Annotated in this window: 14 protein-coding genes; 4 read left to right on the top strand and 10 right to left on the bottom strand. The window is 60.9% G+C overall.

All coding sequences use genetic code 11. The annotated features are described in order from the left end of the window. Positions 1-119: 119 nt before the first annotated feature. Positions 120-437 carry a DUF3509 domain-containing protein gene (locus AD664_RS20615; protein ID WP_042728244.1) on the top strand — a complete coding sequence of 106 codons (318 nt, stop codon included), beginning with the start codon at positions 120-122 and terminating at the stop codon, positions 435-437. Here AD664_RS20615 and AD664_RS20610 read toward each other — a convergent pair. Continuing rightward, the gene (locus AD664_RS20610; protein ID WP_042728243.1) at positions 434-934 is read right to left on the bottom strand and encodes a phosphate-starvation-inducible protein PsiE; all 501 of its coding nucleotides are present in this window, start codon (positions 932-934) and stop codon (positions 434-436) included. The genes AD664_RS20615 and AD664_RS20610 overlap by 4 nt on opposite strands. Before the next feature lie 450 nt (positions 935-1384). Here AD664_RS20610 and AD664_RS20605 point away from each other — a divergent pair, with 450 nt between their 5' ends. Beyond that, a complete protein-coding gene (locus tag AD664_RS20605; RefSeq protein ID WP_042728242.1) occupies positions 1385-1651 on the top strand; it encodes a YebG family protein in 267 nt (88 codons plus the stop codon). A gap of 351 nt (positions 1652-2002) precedes the next feature. Here AD664_RS20605 and AD664_RS20595 read toward each other — a convergent pair whose 3' ends face one another. The 3 genes from AD664_RS20595 to AD664_RS20585 form a co-directional block, all read right to left on the bottom strand. Then, positions 2003-3634: a methyl-accepting chemotaxis protein gene (locus tag AD664_RS20595; RefSeq protein ID WP_053149217.1), complete on the bottom strand. Its 1632-nt coding sequence runs from the start codon at positions 3632-3634 to the stop codon at positions 2003-2005. A gap of 160 nt (positions 3635-3794) precedes the next feature. Then, complete coding sequence (locus AD664_RS20590) at positions 3795-4670, bottom strand: AraC family transcriptional regulator (RefSeq protein ID WP_053149213.1); 876 nt, start codon at positions 4668-4670, stop codon at positions 3795-3797. Positions 4671-5196: 526 nt separating this feature from the next. Beyond that, positions 5197-6216 carry a Glu/Leu/Phe/Val dehydrogenase dimerization domain-containing protein gene (locus AD664_RS20585; protein ID WP_042728238.1) on the bottom strand — a complete coding sequence of 340 codons (1020 nt, stop codon included), beginning with the start codon at positions 6214-6216 and terminating at the stop codon, positions 5197-5199. 185 nt (positions 6217-6401) lie between these two features. On the opposite strand from AD664_RS20585, the gene AD664_RS20580 reads away from it, so the two are divergent. After that, positions 6402-7205: a SirB1 family protein gene (locus AD664_RS20580; protein ID WP_053149210.1), complete on the top strand. Its 804-nt coding sequence runs from the start codon at positions 6402-6404 to the stop codon at positions 7203-7205. Positions 7206-7474: 269 nt separating this feature from the next. Here AD664_RS20580 and maiA read toward each other — a convergent pair whose 3' ends face one another. Genes maiA through hmgA form a run of 3 tightly spaced genes read right to left on the bottom strand, consistent with a single transcriptional unit; the run spans position 7475 to position 10738 of the window. Then, positions 7475-8116: a maleylacetoacetate isomerase gene (maiA, locus tag AD664_RS20575; protein WP_047738255.1), complete on the bottom strand. Its 642-nt coding sequence runs from the start codon at positions 8114-8116 to the stop codon at positions 7475-7477. A gap of 9 nt (positions 8117-8125) precedes the next feature. Continuing rightward, on the bottom strand, positions 8126-9430 hold the full coding sequence (gene fahA / locus AD664_RS20570; protein WP_053149207.1) for a fumarylacetoacetase: 1305 nt from the start codon (positions 9428-9430) through the stop codon (positions 8126-8128). A gap of 3 nt (positions 9431-9433) precedes the next feature. Further along, positions 9434-10738 (bottom strand): homogentisate 1,2-dioxygenase, encoded by a 1305-nt coding sequence (hmgA, locus tag AD664_RS20565; protein WP_053149205.1) that lies wholly within the window; start codon positions 10736-10738, stop codon positions 9434-9436. Positions 10739-10890: 152 nt separating this feature from the next. Here hmgA and AD664_RS20560 point away from each other — a divergent pair, with 152 nt between their 5' ends. Beyond that, a complete protein-coding gene (locus tag AD664_RS20560; RefSeq protein ID WP_053149202.1) occupies positions 10891-11712 on the top strand; it encodes an IclR family transcriptional regulator in 822 nt (273 codons plus the stop codon). Here the strand turns inward: AD664_RS20560 and AD664_RS20555 are convergent. From AD664_RS20555 to AD664_RS20545, 3 genes are all read right to left on the bottom strand, one after another. Then, positions 11677-12378, bottom strand: a complete 702-nt coding sequence (locus AD664_RS20555) for a hypothetical protein (protein WP_157061585.1) — start codon at positions 12376-12378, stop codon at positions 11677-11679. The genes AD664_RS20560 and AD664_RS20555 overlap by 36 nt on opposite strands. Positions 12379-12499: 121 nt before the next feature. After that, positions 12500-15049, bottom strand: coding sequence for a LuxR C-terminal-related transcriptional regulator (locus tag AD664_RS20550; protein WP_053149196.1), 2550 nt, complete (start codon positions 15047-15049; stop codon positions 12500-12502). 185 nt (positions 15050-15234) lie between these two features. Further along, positions 15235-16602: a DUF1329 domain-containing protein gene (locus tag AD664_RS20545; RefSeq protein WP_042729378.1), complete on the bottom strand. Its 1368-nt coding sequence runs from the start codon at positions 16600-16602 to the stop codon at positions 15235-15237. Position 16603: the final 1 nt, after the last annotated feature.

The following is a 16603-nucleotide window of genomic DNA, read 5'->3' as shown; positions in this document are numbered from 1 at the left end:
TGCGGCCCCTGGAAACACCCGATGAACACGATCATGGAATGGCCGATGGTCCGGTGTTGCGAACTAATCCCGATCAAGGCCGGTCAACAACTGCACGTTCAATCAGGCGGTGACGCATCATGGACAACCCTTTTCAGATCATTACCGACGCTTTTGCGCCGCACTATCAAATCAACCTGAGCATCCAGGGCCTGGACGGCAGCATCATGCTGACCCTGTCCAAAAGCGGGCGGATCGTCGCCAAGCGCATGATCAGCGCCCAGCAGCGCAACGACCCGGAACGCCTGCGGCGCCTGGTGCAGAGCATTCAGTTCGGCATTGCCATCGAACAGGGCCACAGCGCCGTGGCCATCCTCGAAGCCATGACCGGCGGGGACAACATCAAGCTGCCCCCACCGCACGCGCAAGGCGCGACATCTTCTGCGGCCGGTCTCTAGATCTCGCCTTTTTCCACCTCGGCATGCTCACTGGAACCCGCACCCACCTTGCGGTGCGGGTTTTCGATCTTCACCGAAGGAAACTGCGACGAGGCGTAGCGCACCACCAGGATCGCGAACGCCAGCAGCAGGATGCCGCCGCACAGGTAGATGATGCCCAGGTCCGGCGGGCTGTGGTGGGACACGTTGGAGATCAACAGACGCGTCAGCGCTGTGATGGCCACGTAGATCAGGAAGCGCACCGGCATGTGGTTGGTCTTGAAATAAATCCCGACCATCGCCCCCAACTCCAGGTAGATGAACAACAGCAGGATGTCATCGATCTTGATGTGCCCCGCCTCGATCATCTGCAGGAACTCCATCACCGCCGCCCACGCAGTCACCGCACCGATGGCGAACAACGCCAGGTAGTGGAAGGTCTCGACGAACAGGTTTCCCAACGATTCGGCCAGTTGATGCACGTTCTGGCGCAGGTTCTCGGCCCAGTTGATTTTCACGATGTAGTTTCCTTAGGTCGACTCGACCGGATGATGCGGGTTGGACGTGACGGTTTCTGCATGCAGAAAGAAGGCCAGCGGCTGGGGATGAGATGGCGATAAGCTGGCATCCGACACGTCTGACGCGCAAATCAGCTTCATGGCCTTGGACGACAAACGCCGAAATCGGTCTACATTAAAAAGCCACTACCCAAAGTGAAGGGATTCGCTTATCCTTCGACCTGTACATAAATACAGTAGTCGCACTTTTCAATTCGTCGAGATGGACCGAAGAAGCGGCTCGGGTTGGCCAACACTTTCGCAAGGCTGTGCCTGGGCTTCTTCTCCAGCATCGCCCAGCTGGCCCTGAGGAACGATCAGGGAATGAATTTTGTATCACTGACTGACCCGCATGCAGCGCTGAGCGCATGTTCACTCAATTCGCACCGCACACTATGACGAGGCCAAGAAATGGCTGTTGAAACCCTTTACCGCAGTACGCGCGATTTGGAGACTACCTTCGTGGACCGAAAACTCGCCGATGCACACGACCAGATGCTTGAGCTGGCAGAGCTCCTCACGGACGTGCTGATGAAAAACGTTCCCGGTCTCTCAGAGAAGCACGCCGAAGATGCAAGCATCTACATGGCGAAAAATCGCGCTATCTTTGCAGCGGCCTTCAAAAATAATGCAACGGCGCTGACTGAGCTCTCTGCCCCAGCAGGTTCTGAAGACTAGGTTCCGCCAGCCTAGGGCAGATCATCCTGTGTGCTCCTGCTCGAAAAGCGAGCAGGAGCGCGATGCGACTCTCGCGCAGCTACTTCACAATGTATAGCCTGGGTCGCTGATGCCCTGAGCGAATCTGTAAACTCACCAAGGTTCGCATTTGCTCACTGAGACGTTCCGTAGAGAGAAGAAGGCTTCTCAAGGCGTCGAGCAAAATTTTTTGTCCCTGGACATCCAGCTTGTTTCTACTGCTGGCAATTTCTTCGAGCAGATCCATAAGGTCGTTGCACAGTTCATTGACTGGATCCATCTCTGCCTCCAGGCACACTCTTAACAAGTGACTTCACGTGCATCTTCACATGCTTATCCAAAGTTAAAGCCATCAAGCCGCTCCTTGAGTTTCGTCGCAATGTGCGCGAGTTCTTCACTCGCGGCCATCGTCTGATCGGAACGCACTGCCGACAGATTTGAAAGATCACGAATACGAATGATGCTGCGGTCCACGTCCTTGGCCACCAGCGCCTGCTCCTCACAAGCGGTTGCGATCATGGTATTACGCTCATCGATGCTGCTGACGGTGGTGGTAATGCCTTGCAGCGCCTTGTTCGCTGAAGCCGCTTGTTCGCGAGTCTGTGCGGCCTGTACAGCGCTGTCATTCAGGGCGCTTACCGTTTCCTGAGTGCCGTTTTGGATATGACTGATCATACGTTCAATATCCATGGTCGAAGTGCTCGTACGGTGCGCCAGGGAACGAACCTCATCGGCAACCACGGCAAACCCTCGGCCGGCCTCGCCCGCCCGCGCTGCCTCGATCGCCGCATTGAGCGCCAGCAAATTAGTCTGTTCGGCAACCGATCGGATCACTTCAAGTACCTTGCTGATCTCTACGGTATTGGACGCCAAAATATCTGCACGCTGTGAGGCATCGTTAACGCTGCCGTCCAAGCGCGCGATCGCGTTGAGCGTCGAATCAAGCTCCCGTTGACCATCGCGAGCCAAGTGCAAGGAAGCGCGCGACTCATCGGAAGTACTAATGGCATTGTGCGCGACTTCATCAACGGCCTGACTCATTTCAGTAATTGCAGTGGCGGCTTGTTCCAGCTCGCTGTTTTGCGCCTGGAGGTCGTTGTTGCTGCTACCGACCAAGACGCTTAACTCTTCTGCCGCGTTGGAAAGCTGTCCTGCCGCTTGATAAACGTCGATCAAGGTATCGCTCAAGTTTTTCCGCATGATCATAACGGCCCGCAGCAACAGCGCCGCTTCATCGTTCCCACTGGCGTCCTGCGCCGGTTCACGCAGATCGCCTCGGGCAATGGCGTTGGCACATTCCAACGCCTGTGCAATGGGCCTGGAAATACTAACGGTCAGCCTATGCGCAAGAAATATTGCCCCTAGCGCCACCAACATAATCGCGGTCAGTGTCACTCGTATTGACGTCTCATAGGCGTTTTGTCCGGCTGCGCTAGCCAATTGTTGTGCTTGATCATTGAGCTTCTCCAGCTCACCTAGCACCTTGACCATGTCTTGAGCGATGCTGGTCATCTCCCCTTCGACCAAGGCAGTGGCTTCGCCCGTCGAGCCACGCTTGATGAGATCGTGGACATGGAGCGCCGAAGTACGATAACTCTCGAAGAGCTTGCCTATTGTGGTGAACAGGCCTCGCTCCTGATCCGTACTGATGATGGGAAGATAAGCCGCCTGAGCCGCTTCAAATTCGCGGATATCAGCAACAAGCAAATTGTAGTTATTGGCAAGTTTCAAATCATCGGTGGACACCAGCAGACGAAATACACTGAATCGAGTCTTGCTAAAGGCCAAGATTATATCGTCTCCCAAGGCAATCCCTGGGAGAGCGTCCTGCTCAACCACCAGGCTCGCCTGCCTTATTTCCCTAGCCTTATACGTAGCAAAGGCGCTTACGCCTATTAACGCGGCAATCACCAAAACGAAACAAAATCGGATCCGTGCCGCAAACTTCAGGCGTCTTAGCTGCATTGACTTACTCGTCCTATCGAAGAAACATCGACCTCGAATTCTCTCCTTAATCCCGGAAAATTAAGATAGCGTTGCGCGCTCGGGGTAACTGAAACCCGCCTGAGGATAAGCGTAAAAACAGATCACTTTGAACCGTGCCGAAACACCTACTCGCCAACGCCTACATCTTCTCGCGGGAGCGACAAGCGCCTGGCGCCATACCAAACCATCTTTCGCAAGCCTTATTCAAAGCACTGGAATGCCTGAACCCCAAACTGTAAGACACCTGTTTGAGCGTGAGCCTTGTGTTAACCAGCAAGTGATAGCAATGCTGCTTCTTAACCTGATCAACCAGTAACTGAAAGCTTTTATTCTCTTTTTCCAAGGCTCTGACCAACTGATGGGTCGACATGCCCAAGGTAAGCACAATATCGCCCATGGCCAGGGATCTGGCTTGAACCAAGTGCTGCAGGATCACTTTCTTTGTCGCTGCTGCAATATTTTCCGAGCGCATCTCATCCAGGCGGCGTTTAAGGTATTGATCATGAATTTGTTGCAGCGATGCGTCGGACGTAGCGATAGCGATATCCATGTCCGACTTCTGAAACACCATGGCATTGGCAGCACAGGAAAATCTCAGATCATGACCAAAGATCTGCTCCAACTGGCGAGTGTCTCGTGGTTTTTCATAAGCAAACTCAGCCCTTACAGGAGTAATACAAACAGTCGGTACTAGCCAGCGCAAGAGGCCGAGGGTAATAGCCGCCACGGCATCGATAAACGCCCTGGGCAGCACCTCACCTTGTGCATTACCCGACAAGCCCGCAATCCTGACCGTGGTTTCGTCACATTCAAAAAACATACAAAAACCCGTGCCGATGATGGAGTGATGATCAACCATTCGAGCCATCGCTTCGCCGAGCGTCGAGCTAGACATCACCGCATACCCTAAAGCACCCAAGTGACCAGGGTGGGCACTTTTATAAGCCAGCAGGCCTAAATCCTCATTGCCACTGTGGCGTATGGCGAGTTCGAACAACTGAGACAACTCACTCATGGGAACTTGTTCAACCCCATGAGACAAGACGTAGTTTTCAAGCCTGAGTAAAGTTCTTTTGTCGAAATTTGATATCGAGTTGATGAGCGCTCTGGCGAACGCTAGAGAAACACTCTGCAAACCTACCTCACACCCTGATGATCAAACTTTCAAATCTTTCATCCTGAGAGGTTTTCTGATCAATTGATCAAAAAAATACTGACAGGCAAGTGCCAGTCTATAACGCCACCGCCAAAGCTGGCTAGCCGGAGCCGTTTTCAGCCCCCACACTCCCCACAAAAAAACGCCAACTGCCCAGAGAGTCAATATTCAACAAATCGCAACTAACCACCCGCAATAACCGCCTCATTTTCACCCTGCACGACTTAATTCAAAGTGCCTCCTAGATGCTTTGATTAAATGCGTCAGTGCGAATCACACAGCCCTCAAAACCTGAACATCCCACACCACCTGCATTCAAAATACGTGTGCTGGCCCTAGTGGCCTGTGTGGCTTATTCGAGTACTCAAATTAACCGTACAGGCCACTAGCGATACAACAAGCGCTCCGCCAGTTCATCGGCTACCCGGGCCGGTGAGCGTTTCTCCGCCTGGGCGTGGGCGAAGATTTCGGTCAGGCGCGCGCCGATCTTCGACAGGTGTGCGGTGATGCTCGGCAGTTCTTCGCCGCGGTGCTTGAGGGCGACATAGATCAGACCGCCGGAGTTGATCACGTAGTCGGGCGCGTAGAGGATCCCGCGCCGCTCCAGTTGATCGGCCACTTGCAAGTTGCTCAACTGGTTATGGGCCGAACCGGCCACGGCCGAGCAACGCAGTTGCGCCACGCTGTGACTGTTGAGGACGCCGCCCAGGCCACAGGGGGCGAGGATGTCGCAAGGGGTGCTGAGCAGTGCGTCATTGGCGATGGGGTGCGCGCCCAGTTGCTCCATCGCCAGTTGTACCTTGCCGGGGTCGATGTCGCTGACCAGCAGTTCGGCGCCAGCGGCGTGCAGTTGTTCGGCCAGGGCATAACCGACATTGCCCAGGCCCTGGATCGCCACGCGCAGGCTTTCCAGGTTATCGCTGCCCAGGCGGGCCATGGCGGTGGCCCGGATGCCGGCGAACACGCCCATCGCCGCATGGGGGGCGGGGTCTCCCGAGGCCGTGGTGCTGGTGACGTGGCGGGTCTGCTGGGCGATGCAATCCATGTCGGCCACCGACGTTCCGCTGTCGATGGCGGTGATGTAGCGCCCGTCCAACTGTTCGATGCACCGACCAAAGGCTTCGAACAACGCGGCCCGGCTTTCGACATGGGCCGGACGCATGATCACCGCCACCCCGCCACCCACGGGCAAGCCGGCCAGGGCAGCCTTGTAGCTCATGCCCTGGGCCAGGCGCACGGCGTCCGCCACGGCACTTTCGTCGTCGGGGTAGGCAAGATAACGACAGCCACCCAGGGCGGGCCCGGGACGGCTGCAATGAATGGCAATCACCGCCTTCAACCCGGTCATCGGGTCTACGCTTAAGTGCAGCGATTCAAGGCGGGAGCTTTGCATGAGAGCGAACATCGACAGGCTCCCGAATCACTTTGTTCGTTTCGCCAGTATAGGCGCGCGCTCGAAATTTGCTGAAACACACCGGCATAAGTCCGTTGGACCTCCAGCGTTTTCGGCATAACCGCCGACTGCGCCGGCCCGGGACTGGACGAAAATCCATGGCAGAGCTACAACGGGGACATAGCCCGGAGAGTGTAATGAAACCGCGCCAAGCCTTTTTTGCCTGCCTGCACCGCTCGCCCCCGGCGCTGTTCGAAGCCGCGCTGTGGATCGCCGCCGAACATGATCGCGACGTCGACGTGCCGGCCCTGCTGCGCGACTTCAGGGACCTGCAACAACGGGTCAGCCATGACCTGCCGATGCTGCCGGTGAGCGAGTTGGCCCAGCCCTTGTTACGCCGACTCAACGACCTGGGGTTCGCCCAGGACGACGCCACACCGCTGCGCCCGCGGGCGGCATTGCTCGACAAGGTCCTGGTGGGCAAGCGCGGGCAGCCGCTGGCCCTCGGCCTGATTGCCCTGGAACTGGCGCGCGGCCTGGAAATCCCGATGGTCGGCGTCAATTTCCCTGGCCACTTCCTGTTGAAGGTGCCTGGGGCCGACCATTTGCTCGATCCGTGCGGCGGACGCCGGTTGTACCCCCATGACTGCCGGGACCTGCTGCACCGTCAATATGGCGCGAACATGCCGCTCAAGGCTGAACACCTGGTCAACGCCGAGCCGCTGCAGATGCTCCAGCGACTGTCACGCAACCTGCGCCAGTTGCACCTGGCGAACGACGACTACATTGCCGCGCTGATCGACGCCGAACGGGTGCTGGAACTGGGCAACGCCAGCGCCGCCGACTACCTGGCCCGCGCCAGCCTGTACCAGCGACTCGATTGCCCCAACGCCGAGCGATTCGACCTGGAGCATGCGCTGATGCTCAGCGAGGACCCGATCCAGCGGCTCCGGCTAACGGAACGGCTCGGGCACCTGCCACCGAATTCGATTGTGCATTGAGACAGGATGAAGCGGGCCACTGTTGACCGACCTGACGCCTTCGCGAGCAAGCTCGCTCCCACAAGGCGCTGTGTGCTGCCGGCAGAGAGAGGGCGGCTGTCGGGCCGCCTTCGCGAGCAAGCTCGCTCCCACAAAGCGCTGTGTGCTGCCGGCAGAGAGAGGGCGGCTGTCGGGCCGCCTTCGCGGGCAAGCCCGCTCCCACAGTGGGGCCGCTACCTATTCCCTGTGGGAGCGGGCTTGCCCGCGAAGGCGTCAGGTCGGTCACGGCCCTATCCGGCAGGCGTATCGGGCTGATTCGCAGGATGCGCCCGCTGGAACGCCGCATGCCCGGCCGCCAGCCCCGCCACTCGACAGATCCGCGGGTACGCCTGCAACGAGACATTGAACCGCTCAGCCGCGTACAACTGCGGAATCAGGTAGACATCCGCTAGCCCCGGCGTCGCGCCGAAGCAAAAACCCTCATCGCCGATCAACCGCTCCACCGCCGCCAACCCCTGGCTGATCCAGTGCCCGATCCACTCCGTCACCTGCCCCTCGTCATGCCCCCACTGGCGCAGTTTGTTGAGCACGCTGACGTTGTGCAGCGGGTGAATATCGCAACCGATCAACGCCGCAACGCCCCGCTCGTGGGCTCGAATGGCCAAGTCCGCGTTGAGCAACGGCACCTGCGGATACCGTTCTTCCAGATACTCGATGATCGCGGGAGATTGCACCAGCACGTCCCCCTCATCGGTCCGCAGCGCGGGCACTCGCCCCTGGGGATTGATCGCCAGGTAGGCCGGCTGGCGATGCTCGCCTCCCGGTGGGGCGATCAGGTTGATGGGCAGGGCCTGGTAGTCCAGCCCCTTGAGCGCCAGGGCGATGCGCACCCGGTACGACGAAGTGGAGCGGTAGTAGGTATAGAGTTCCATGCTCGCCCCTCAACGCGCCGGCAGGATCTTGCCACGGCACTCGCCAAACCCGATGGAGGCAAAGCCCTCGCGGCGGCAACGGGCCCGCAGGATGATTTCGTCACCGTCCTCGAGGAACCTGCGCACTTCGCCAGACGCCAGCTCGATCGGCTTCTTACCACCCTCGGTGATTTCCAGCAGGCTGCCAAACTGACCGTTCTGCGGGCCCGACAAGGTGCCCGAACCAAACAGGTCACCGGCCTGCAACTGGCAACCATTGACGCTGTGGTGCGCCACCATCTGCGCCACGGTCCAGTACATGTACTGGGTGTTACTCAAGGTCAGGCGATGCGCCGGCAGGTTCTGCTCGCGCATGGCGTCGGTCAGCAGCAGCACTTCCAGTTCGATGTCGAAGGCACCACCGGCCTGGTCGCGCGCGTCCAGCAGATACGGCAGCGGTTGCGGATCGCCCTGCGCACGCGCCGGTTGTGCACGACGAAACGGCTCGAGCGCCTCGGCCGTCACGACCCACGGCGAAATGCTGGTGAGGAAGCTCTTCGACAGGAAAGGCCCCAGCGGCTGGTATTCCCACGCCTGGATATCCCGGGCCGACCAGTCGTTGAGCAGGCAAAAACCGCCAATGTGCTCGGCGGCGTCACCAATGGCGATGGGTTCGCCCAATGCATTGCCCTGGCCGATCCAGATCCCCAGTTCCAATTCATAGTCCAGCCGTGCGCACGGACCGAAGGTGGGTTCGGCCTGACCGGCCGGCAGCGTCTGCCCCTTGGGACGGCGCACGTCGGTGCCGGAGGGACGGATGGTCGAGGCGCGGCCGTGATAACCGATGGGCACGTACTTGTAGTTGGGCAACAGCGGGTTGTCGGGGCGGAACAGCTTGCCGACATTCTGTGCGTGCTCGATCCCCACGTAGAAATCGGTGTAGTCATTGATCCTGGCCGGCAGGTGCAACTGGCAATCGGCCGCGGGGAACAGCCATTGCGACTGCTGGGCTTCGAGCTGGGCACGCTGAGGGCTGTCCTCGCGCAGCAGCTCCAGCAGCCGCTCACGCAAAGCGACACGGGCGCCACGGCCCAACTCGAAAAACCCGTTGAGCTCTCCGCCAGCCATGGCTTCGACCGCTGCTCGCGCCGCGCCGTCGAACAGGCCGGCCTGCAACGCGGCCGACAGATCGAGAATCTGCTCGCCGATGGCCACGCCGCCGCGTCGGGTGCCGCCCTGGTGGCTGAAGATGCCCAGCGGCAGGTTCTGCAGCGGGAAATCGGCATGACCGTTGGCAGAAGCCACCCAGCTACGGACGGGGGAAAGTTGAGTCATGGGTTATCTCCGGGTCGGGTCGAAGGTGACAGGCAGCGAGGCCCAGCACCCATCGTAGTCGGTTTGCAGTTGCGGGCAGTCCATGGCGAAACGGCTCGGACGCAGCACTTGGCTGGTCTCGAACATGAAGGCCATGGTGTTGTCGATTTTCGCCGGCTGAAGTTCGGCGTTGACCGCCTTGGTACAGGTTTCGCCGTCCGGGCCATGGGCGCTCATGCAACTGTGCAACGACGCCCCGCCGGGCACGAAGCCCTCGGCCTTGGCATCGTAGGCGCCCTGGATCAGGCCCATGAATTCGTTCATCAGGTTGCGGTGGAACCAGGGTGGACGGAAGGTCTTCTCGGCCACCATCCAGCGGGGTGGGAAAATGACGAAATCCAGGTTGGCCAGGCCGTGGACGCTGGTGGGCGAGGTCAACACGGTGAAAATCGACGGGTCCGGGTGGTCGAAGCTGACGGTGCCGATGGTGTTGAACCGCCGCAGATCATATTTGTATGGCACGTTGTTGCCGTGCCAGGCGACCACGTCGAAGGGCGAATGCCCCAGCTCGCAAGCCCACAACTGGCCGAGGAACTTCTGCACCAGGGTGGTGGGCTGGGCGAGGTTCTCGTAATGGGCGACCGGGGTCAGGAAGTCCCGCGGGTTGGCCAGGCCATTGCTGCCGATGGGCCCGAGGTCCGGCAGACGCAGCGGCGCGCCATGGTTTTCGGCGAGGTAACCGCGGGCCTGCGCATCCAGCAGTTCGACGCGAAACTTCAAGCCCCGGGGCAGCACGGCGATTTCCAGCGGCGCCAGTTCCAGCACGCCCAGTTCGGTGATGATCCGCAACCGGCCCAACTGCGGCACGATCAGCCATTCACCGTCGGCATTGAAGAACACCCGCTCCATGGAGCGGTTGGCGCAATAGTGAAAAATGCTGATGCCGGCCGGCTTGTCCATGCTGGCATTGGCGGCCATGCGCACCAGGCCATCGAGGAAATCGGTGGGCTGCGCGGGATTCTCCAGCGGGTTCCAGCGCAACCGATTGGGCGTGACCTCGCCCAGCGGGCCGCCGACCAGTTGCCGCTCCAATGGGGTGAAGGCCGGGTGGTTGGCCGACGGCCGGATGCGGTACATCCAGGTCCGCCGCGCTTCGCTGCGGGCCATGGTGAACGCGGTGCCGGAGAACAACTCGGCGTACAGGCCGTAAGGGGCTTTTTGCGGAGAGTTCTGGCCGACGGGCAAGGCGCCGGGCAGGGCTTCGCTGGCGAACTCATTGCCGAAGCCTGATTGATAAGCCAGGTCCGACGCTGGGGAATCGAGGTTCATGGAGCCTCCAGGGATGCGGCCCGTGACTCATGGGATGAGTGTCAGGCGCACCGGGTTATTTTTATCGTAATTCAATTACGCATAACGTAATTTGCTCGACAACGACCGTCAAGCTATAAAGACGCCCATTCGCCCCTGGACCCCGCGCCGCCATGCAAACCCCGCTCAATAACGGTAAACAGAAAGTCCGCTCGGCCGAAGTCGGTACCGACATTCTCAAGGCCTTGGCCGAGCTGTCGCCGTCCACGTCGCTGTCGCGCCTGGCCGAGCACGTGCAAATGCCGGCAAGCAAGGTACATCGCTACTTGCAGGCGCTGATTGCCAGCGGATTCGCCGAGCAGAACACCGCCACCAACCACTACGGCCTGGGCCGTGAAGCGCTGCGCGTCGGGCTGGCGGCATTGAACGGCATGGACGTGCTGCAAGTGGCCGCCATGCCCCTGGCCGAGTTGCGCGATGACCTGAACGAAACCTGCTTCCTCGCGGTGTGGGGCAACCACGGCGCCACCGTGGTGCGCATCGAGCCTGCCGTGCGCGCCGTGACGGTCGTGACGCAACTGGGCTCGGTGCTGCCCCTGCTCAGTTCGTCCACCGGGCTGGTGTTCAGCGCCTACCTGCCCGAGCGCGAGACGATCGGCTTGCGTGAACAGGAAGTGCAGGGATCCGAGCGGCATGCCCTGGCCGACGACCAGGCCTATGCCACCTTGTGCGAACAGATCCGCAACCGTGGCCTGCACCATGTGCATGGCCTGCTGATGCCCGGCGTGGATGCCTTGTCCGCCCCGGTGTTCAATGCGATCGGCCAGGTGACGGCGGTGATGACCATCGTCGGCCCGACCTCGTTGTTCCACGCCGACGAAAACGGCCCGGCGGCGCAACGATTGCTCGCCGCGACCCGGGCCGTGAGTTGGCGGATGGGGTATGAAACCGATGGAAGATCAGCCCAGGAAGTCGGGGACGATCCTGATCAGTAGGTCATTGAGGTGGGCAGGCGTCAGGCGCGGATGCAGGTGACGCTCTTCGCCGCTGAAGGCGACCAGGTAGATGGCCTGGGGATCGCCCTTGGCATGGTAAGGAATATCGTTGTTGCGTAGGTGCGCCAGCAAGTACTCAACCAGGGGTTCGGAAGAAAACACCACCGGTTTTGCAACGTCATGGTTGACGAAACTGGTGACGAAGACTTTCTCCAGATCGACGCCGGGCAGGTGGACTTTCAACGCACCATGAAGCTCTTCGGCGCTCAACGGCAAGATGGGCCGCTCGGATAAATCCATCCCGGGCTTTTCAGCCAGGCCCGTCACGATGTCCGCCACGATTTTCTCGAAGGTGATCAAGTCCAGCGCCTTGACCCGATCTTCGACGGCAAAGGAATACCGCTTGCTGAAGATATTGGTGATGCCTTGGGTGTAATGCGCCAAGGTCTGTTTCTGAACGCAGGCCAGTGTTTCATCGAACAATGTCCTGGACGTTTCAACCTGGGGGTCGGGAAACCCGGCCACGGTATTCAGATACAGGTTATGCGGGTTGAGGCCCAGTGCCTCCAGGTGATCGCCCAACAGCACTTGCACGGCAAAGTCGACGCGAGTGAGCTTGAGGGCAAGCAGTCTTTCGGAATACGTAGAAAACGCTTGAGTGTTCATGAACATCCTTGTCATTTCATGGCCCGAACGTCCTGTTCGAACCAGCATCGCCGTTATAACCCAACTCCCCCTCCGGGGGTAAAAGCGCAACTGTAAGCACGCGTAAGGCTTGCAGTGCGCCCTATCCCATCATCCCCATGACCTTGGCCTTCGCCACTGCCTGGGTACGCCGCTGCACGCCCAACTTGCTGTGTATGCGCCGTGAATGGGTTTTTACCGTGTGCAACGAGATGAACAGCCGTTCGGCAATCTGTTGGTTGGAATAACCTTGGGCTATCAGTTCCAGCACTTCCAGTTCGCGATGACTGAGCAAGGCGTCCTCGGGGGCCGCCGGCGGTTCGATCGGGCCTGACGATTGCGCCCAGTGCAACAGTTCGGGCTGGCGCAGGCGCAGTTCGCACAAGGCTTGCTGGGCGCGCCAACAGGCCACGCGCTCCAGGCCTTCCTGGACAAGCACGCGGGCCCGCGAGCGGTCGGCGGTCAACCAGGCGACCTCCGCCAGCGCCAGGTGCAGCTCGGTTTCCAGGCCGTGCATTTCCGCGTGACGGGCCTGGGCGATCATGGCCTCCAGGCGCGCCATCGGGTCTTGCGCGCGGTGCAGGTGCACCTCGGTCAACAGCAACAGGTACTCCAGCCGAGGAATCAACTCCAGGGTCGCGGGCGGTGCGTGCTTGGCCTGGGGCCCGTGGAAATGCCGCAGCACGCGGGTCAAGGCTTCGTGGGCCAGCTCGGCGCGCCCTTGCTGCAACCAGAACTGACAACTGGTTTGCAGCAATACACCGCGGTAGACGGTGTCGGGAATGTGCCGCTGCTGCATGATCCGCTCGGCGTCGCGCAGTTGCATGAAGGCCTCGCCATAGTCGCCCTGGTTAGCCGCCAGACTGGCCTTGCCGAGAAAACCGTAAAGTACCTGCTTATCCTGGCTGCGCAGGCCGGTTTCCAGCCCGGCCTGGAACTGCTCGGCAGCGCGCTCTTCAAAGCCCATGCGCAGCGCCAGGCGTCCGCGTCGCGAGGCAATGCGGCCCAGCAACGGGGAAAAATCCTGGCCGGGCTTGTCGAGCCGCGCCTGGACATCGCCCAGCAATTCGTCGGCCCGATGCGGCGCACCGCGTTGCTCCAGCACTTGTGCATGATCCAGTTCCAGCAGCCCTTCGAACACCAGCGAGCCTTCGGCACGGGCCAGGCACAGCGCCTGGCGGTTGATCCATTGCGCCGAGGCCAGGTCGCCCTTAAGCAACGCCTGCTGGGTCAATCCCGACTGACACAACAAGCGCGAGGCCCAGGCCTGCGGATCCAGATGAGCCTGGGCCTGGAGGAAATGTTCGCGGGCCGGATCTCCGTCGCCCGACAAGTGCAGCAGCCAGCCCCGCAGGACCTGCCAGCGTGCGATCAACTGGCGCTGCTGGCAGGCCCGCGGCTGGGGTGCGAACCGCGTGAGTTGCTCGATGCACACTGCGGCCTGGTCGAAGCGACCGGCAAACAACAGCGCTGCGGTGACCAACCCTACCGATTGCGGCGTGCCAAGGGACAGCGCCTCGCCCTGCTGGTCATGCAAGTTCAGCAGCAACACGACGTTGCGGCCCTGCAAGAGGTGCTCGAAGCTCAGATGCTGCAAGACACTCACGGCCGTCTCGAACTCGTGGGCCAACATCGCCTGCTCGAATGCCATGGGCCAATCCTGTTCGGCGGCAAACCACTGGCAGGCCCGGCGATGCCAGGAACGGCCCTGGGGCCAGGGTTCCTCGCGAACCAGCCGGGCCAGGGCCGGGAAGATCTGCAACCAGTCAGAGGAGTGTTCCCACGGCTCGATGAAACAGCCCAGGTCCTTCAACAGCGGGAGGCATTCAACGCCCACCGTGTCGCCGAACAGATGCTCGCAAAGCCGGGCATTGAAACGTGGCAGGTGGGCCAGCACGCGCCAGGCTTGCGCCAGGTCCGGGCTCAGGGCGCTGAACAGTTCGTACTCCAGGTAGTCCACCAGGGTTCCGGGCCGCCCCGGCGTGGCGTGGCTGCGCGCCCATTCGCAACGTTCGAGCAAGCTGATGCGCACCCCGGCGCACCAGCCGCCGCTGCGCTGTATCACCTCGCGCGCGGTGCGGGCCGCCTGGGGACCAGGCAGATGACGCAGCAGTTGCTGGACATCGCCAGGGCTGAACACCAGCGCCTGCGTGTCGAATTCGTGCAGCTCATCGTCGAGCAACAGCCGCGGCCAATTGCAGTGCGGCCGGCGACGGCCGTTCAGCCACAGGTGCAAGGCCGGGCTGCTGGTGTTCAACAGGCGGTCGAGCCATTGGTCCAGCTCGGGATTCGGCACCCGGCAGTAATCATCCAGGAACAGCCAGGTGGGTGTTTGCAGGCGCGCCAGGTGGGCCAGCAGCCCCGCTTCGTCCATCACTGGCAGGCCCAGGGTCTGCGCCAGTCGCTCGCCCATCTGCGCGGGGGTCAACGCAACGCCACCCAGCGGCAACCAATGCAGTCGGCAGTCGGCGGGGGCCTTGAGAAAACACTCGGCGAACAGCGCACTCTTGCCACTCCCCGCGGGCGCGCACAGCAGTTTTACCCGTGCCTCGGAAGTCAGCAACGGCTCGCTCAAGGACCGCCGCGGTACATGCGTCGAGGACAGGCGGGGCAGCAATCCTGGACGGTCCGGACACGGGGTCATGGCAGTCATGTACGAAGGTCCTGTTTATTGTTGTTTCATCACCCTAGTCCTGTGTCGCTGACCTTTGGAGAAGTATTCAGCGCGCTGATTGGCGCCCATAAAAAAACGACCGGCAGAGGCAACTGCCGGTCGTTCACGATGCCCTTGCGCAGACACCACTCTGTGCCGAGGGAGCTCGCTCCCTCGCCACACCTTTAACGCACGCCCGAGGACCGCAGCGCCGCCGGCGTGTAGTCCGCCGCCCGCGCTTCGAAGCCGTACTCGTAGCTGTGCTTCTCCTCGTTCTTCATCCCCAGGGCGATGTAGCGGCCGGCGATGATGTCGTAGAGCGCTTCGAGGGTGTAGCCCGGGTTCTGGTGGTCGTAGTAGAACTGGGCATGACCTTCGGCCACGCGCCACAGTTGGCCGCGACCGTCGTAGTGATCCACCACCGCGGCTTGCCAGCTGTCCTCGTCGATGTACATGTGGCGCTTGGCGTAGATGTGGCGCTCGCTGGGCTTGACCGTGCCCACCACTTCCCAGACCCGGTGCAGCTCATAGCGGGTCAGGTCCTGGTTGATGTGGCCGGCCTTGATCACATCGTCGTACTTGAGGGTCGGCGAATCGAGCTTGTAGCTGTTGTACGGGATGTACATTTCCTTCTTGCCGACCAGCTTCCAGTCGTAGCGATCCGGGGCGCCGGAAAACAGGTCGAAGTTGTCGGAGGTGCGCAAGCCATCGGCCGCAGTGCCCGGACCGTCGTAGGCCACTTGCGGGGCGCGGCGCACGCGGCGTTGACCGGCGTTGTAGATCCACGCCAGGCGCGGCTCCTTCACCTGGTCGAGGGTTTCATGCACCAGCAGTACGTTGCCGGCCAGGCGCGCCGGGGCGGTGACCTCCTGCTTGAAATAGGTCAGCACGTTGCTGGCCTTTTCCGGGTCGGCGTCCTTGATCAGGAACGGCACGGCCACTTCTTCTTCGAAGCGGATCGGCGTGAAGCTGCCGTTGGTCTGCGGCGTCGCCTGGGTAATGATGCGGCGCAGGTTGCCGCCGTGATAGCGGGTGATGTGGTTCCACAGCACTTCCACGCCATTCTTGGGGATCGGGAACGCGTAGTAACGGTTACCGGTGAAGTTGGCCAGGCCGTTACCGTCGTTGATGGACGTAACGTTCAGCGCACTGCGCTTGGCCGACTCGTAGATTTCCGGCGGCAGCGCAACGCTGCGATGGGTCGGGTAGACCGGGATCTTGTAGGTCTCGGGATAGCGCTTGAACATCGCGACCTGGCCTTCGGACAGCTTGTCCTTGTACTTGTCCACGGTCGCGGCGGTGATGGTGAACAGCGGTTTTTCATTGGCGAACGGGTCGGCCAGAAAGCCCTTGCTGTCCACGGCACCGGCATTTTTCGGGATACCACCGGTCCAGGCCGGGATCGAACCATCGGCGTTGCCGGCCTTTTCCGCGCCCAGCGGCGTCAGGGTGGTGCCCAGCTTGTTGGCTTCCTCCGGCGAAACCGCCGCCATCACGTTCGCGGCCAGCAGGCTCAAGGCCAGGGCACCGCATTGCAGGATCATCTTGCGCATT

This window comes from Pseudomonas sp. P97.38, assembly GCF_001269745.1.
In the GTDB taxonomy this organism is placed as follows: domain Bacteria; phylum Pseudomonadota; class Gammaproteobacteria; order Pseudomonadales; family Pseudomonadaceae; genus Aquipseudomonas; species Aquipseudomonas chlororaphis_E.
This window is presented reverse-complemented; position numbering and strand designations above follow the sequence as displayed.

Coding starts and splice junctions, on each gene's coding strand:
- AD664_RS20615 (WP_042728244.1), top strand. CDS start 120: ATGGACAACCCTTTTCAGATCATTACCGACGCTTTTGCGCCGCACTAT.
- AD664_RS20605 (WP_042728242.1), top strand. CDS start 1,385: ATGGCTGTTGAAACCCTTTACCGCAGTACGCGCGATTTGGAGACTACC.
- AD664_RS20595 (WP_053149217.1), bottom strand. CDS start 3,634: ATGCAGCTAAGACGCCTGAAGTTTGCGGCACGGATCCGATTTTGTTTC.
- AD664_RS20590 (WP_053149213.1), bottom strand. CDS start 4,670: ATGAGTGAGTTGTCTCAGTTGTTCGAACTCGCCATACGCCACAGTGGC.
- AD664_RS20585 (WP_042728238.1), bottom strand. CDS start 6,216: ATGTTCGCTCTCATGCAAAGCTCCCGCCTTGAATCGCTGCACTTAAGC.
- AD664_RS20580 (WP_053149210.1), top strand. CDS start 6,402: ATGAAACCGCGCCAAGCCTTTTTTGCCTGCCTGCACCGCTCGCCCCCG.
- maiA (WP_047738255.1), bottom strand. CDS start 8,116: ATGGAACTCTATACCTACTACCGCTCCACTTCGTCGTACCGGGTGCGC.
- fahA (WP_053149207.1), bottom strand. CDS start 9,430: ATGACTCAACTTTCCCCCGTCCGTAGCTGGGTGGCTTCTGCCAACGGT.
- hmgA (WP_053149205.1), bottom strand. CDS start 10,738: ATGAACCTCGATTCCCCAGCGTCGGACCTGGCTTATCAATCAGGCTTC.
- AD664_RS20560 (WP_053149202.1), top strand. CDS start 10,891: ATGCAAACCCCGCTCAATAACGGTAAACAGAAAGTCCGCTCGGCCGAA.
- AD664_RS20555 (WP_157061585.1), bottom strand. CDS start 12,378: ATGAACACTCAAGCGTTTTCTACGTATTCCGAAAGACTGCTTGCCCTC.
- AD664_RS20550 (WP_053149196.1), bottom strand. CDS start 15,049: ATGACTGCCATGACCCCGTGTCCGGACCGTCCAGGATTGCTGCCCCGC.
- AD664_RS20545 (WP_042729378.1), bottom strand. CDS start 16,602: ATGCGCAAGATGATCCTGCAATGCGGTGCCCTGGCCTTGAGCCTGCTG.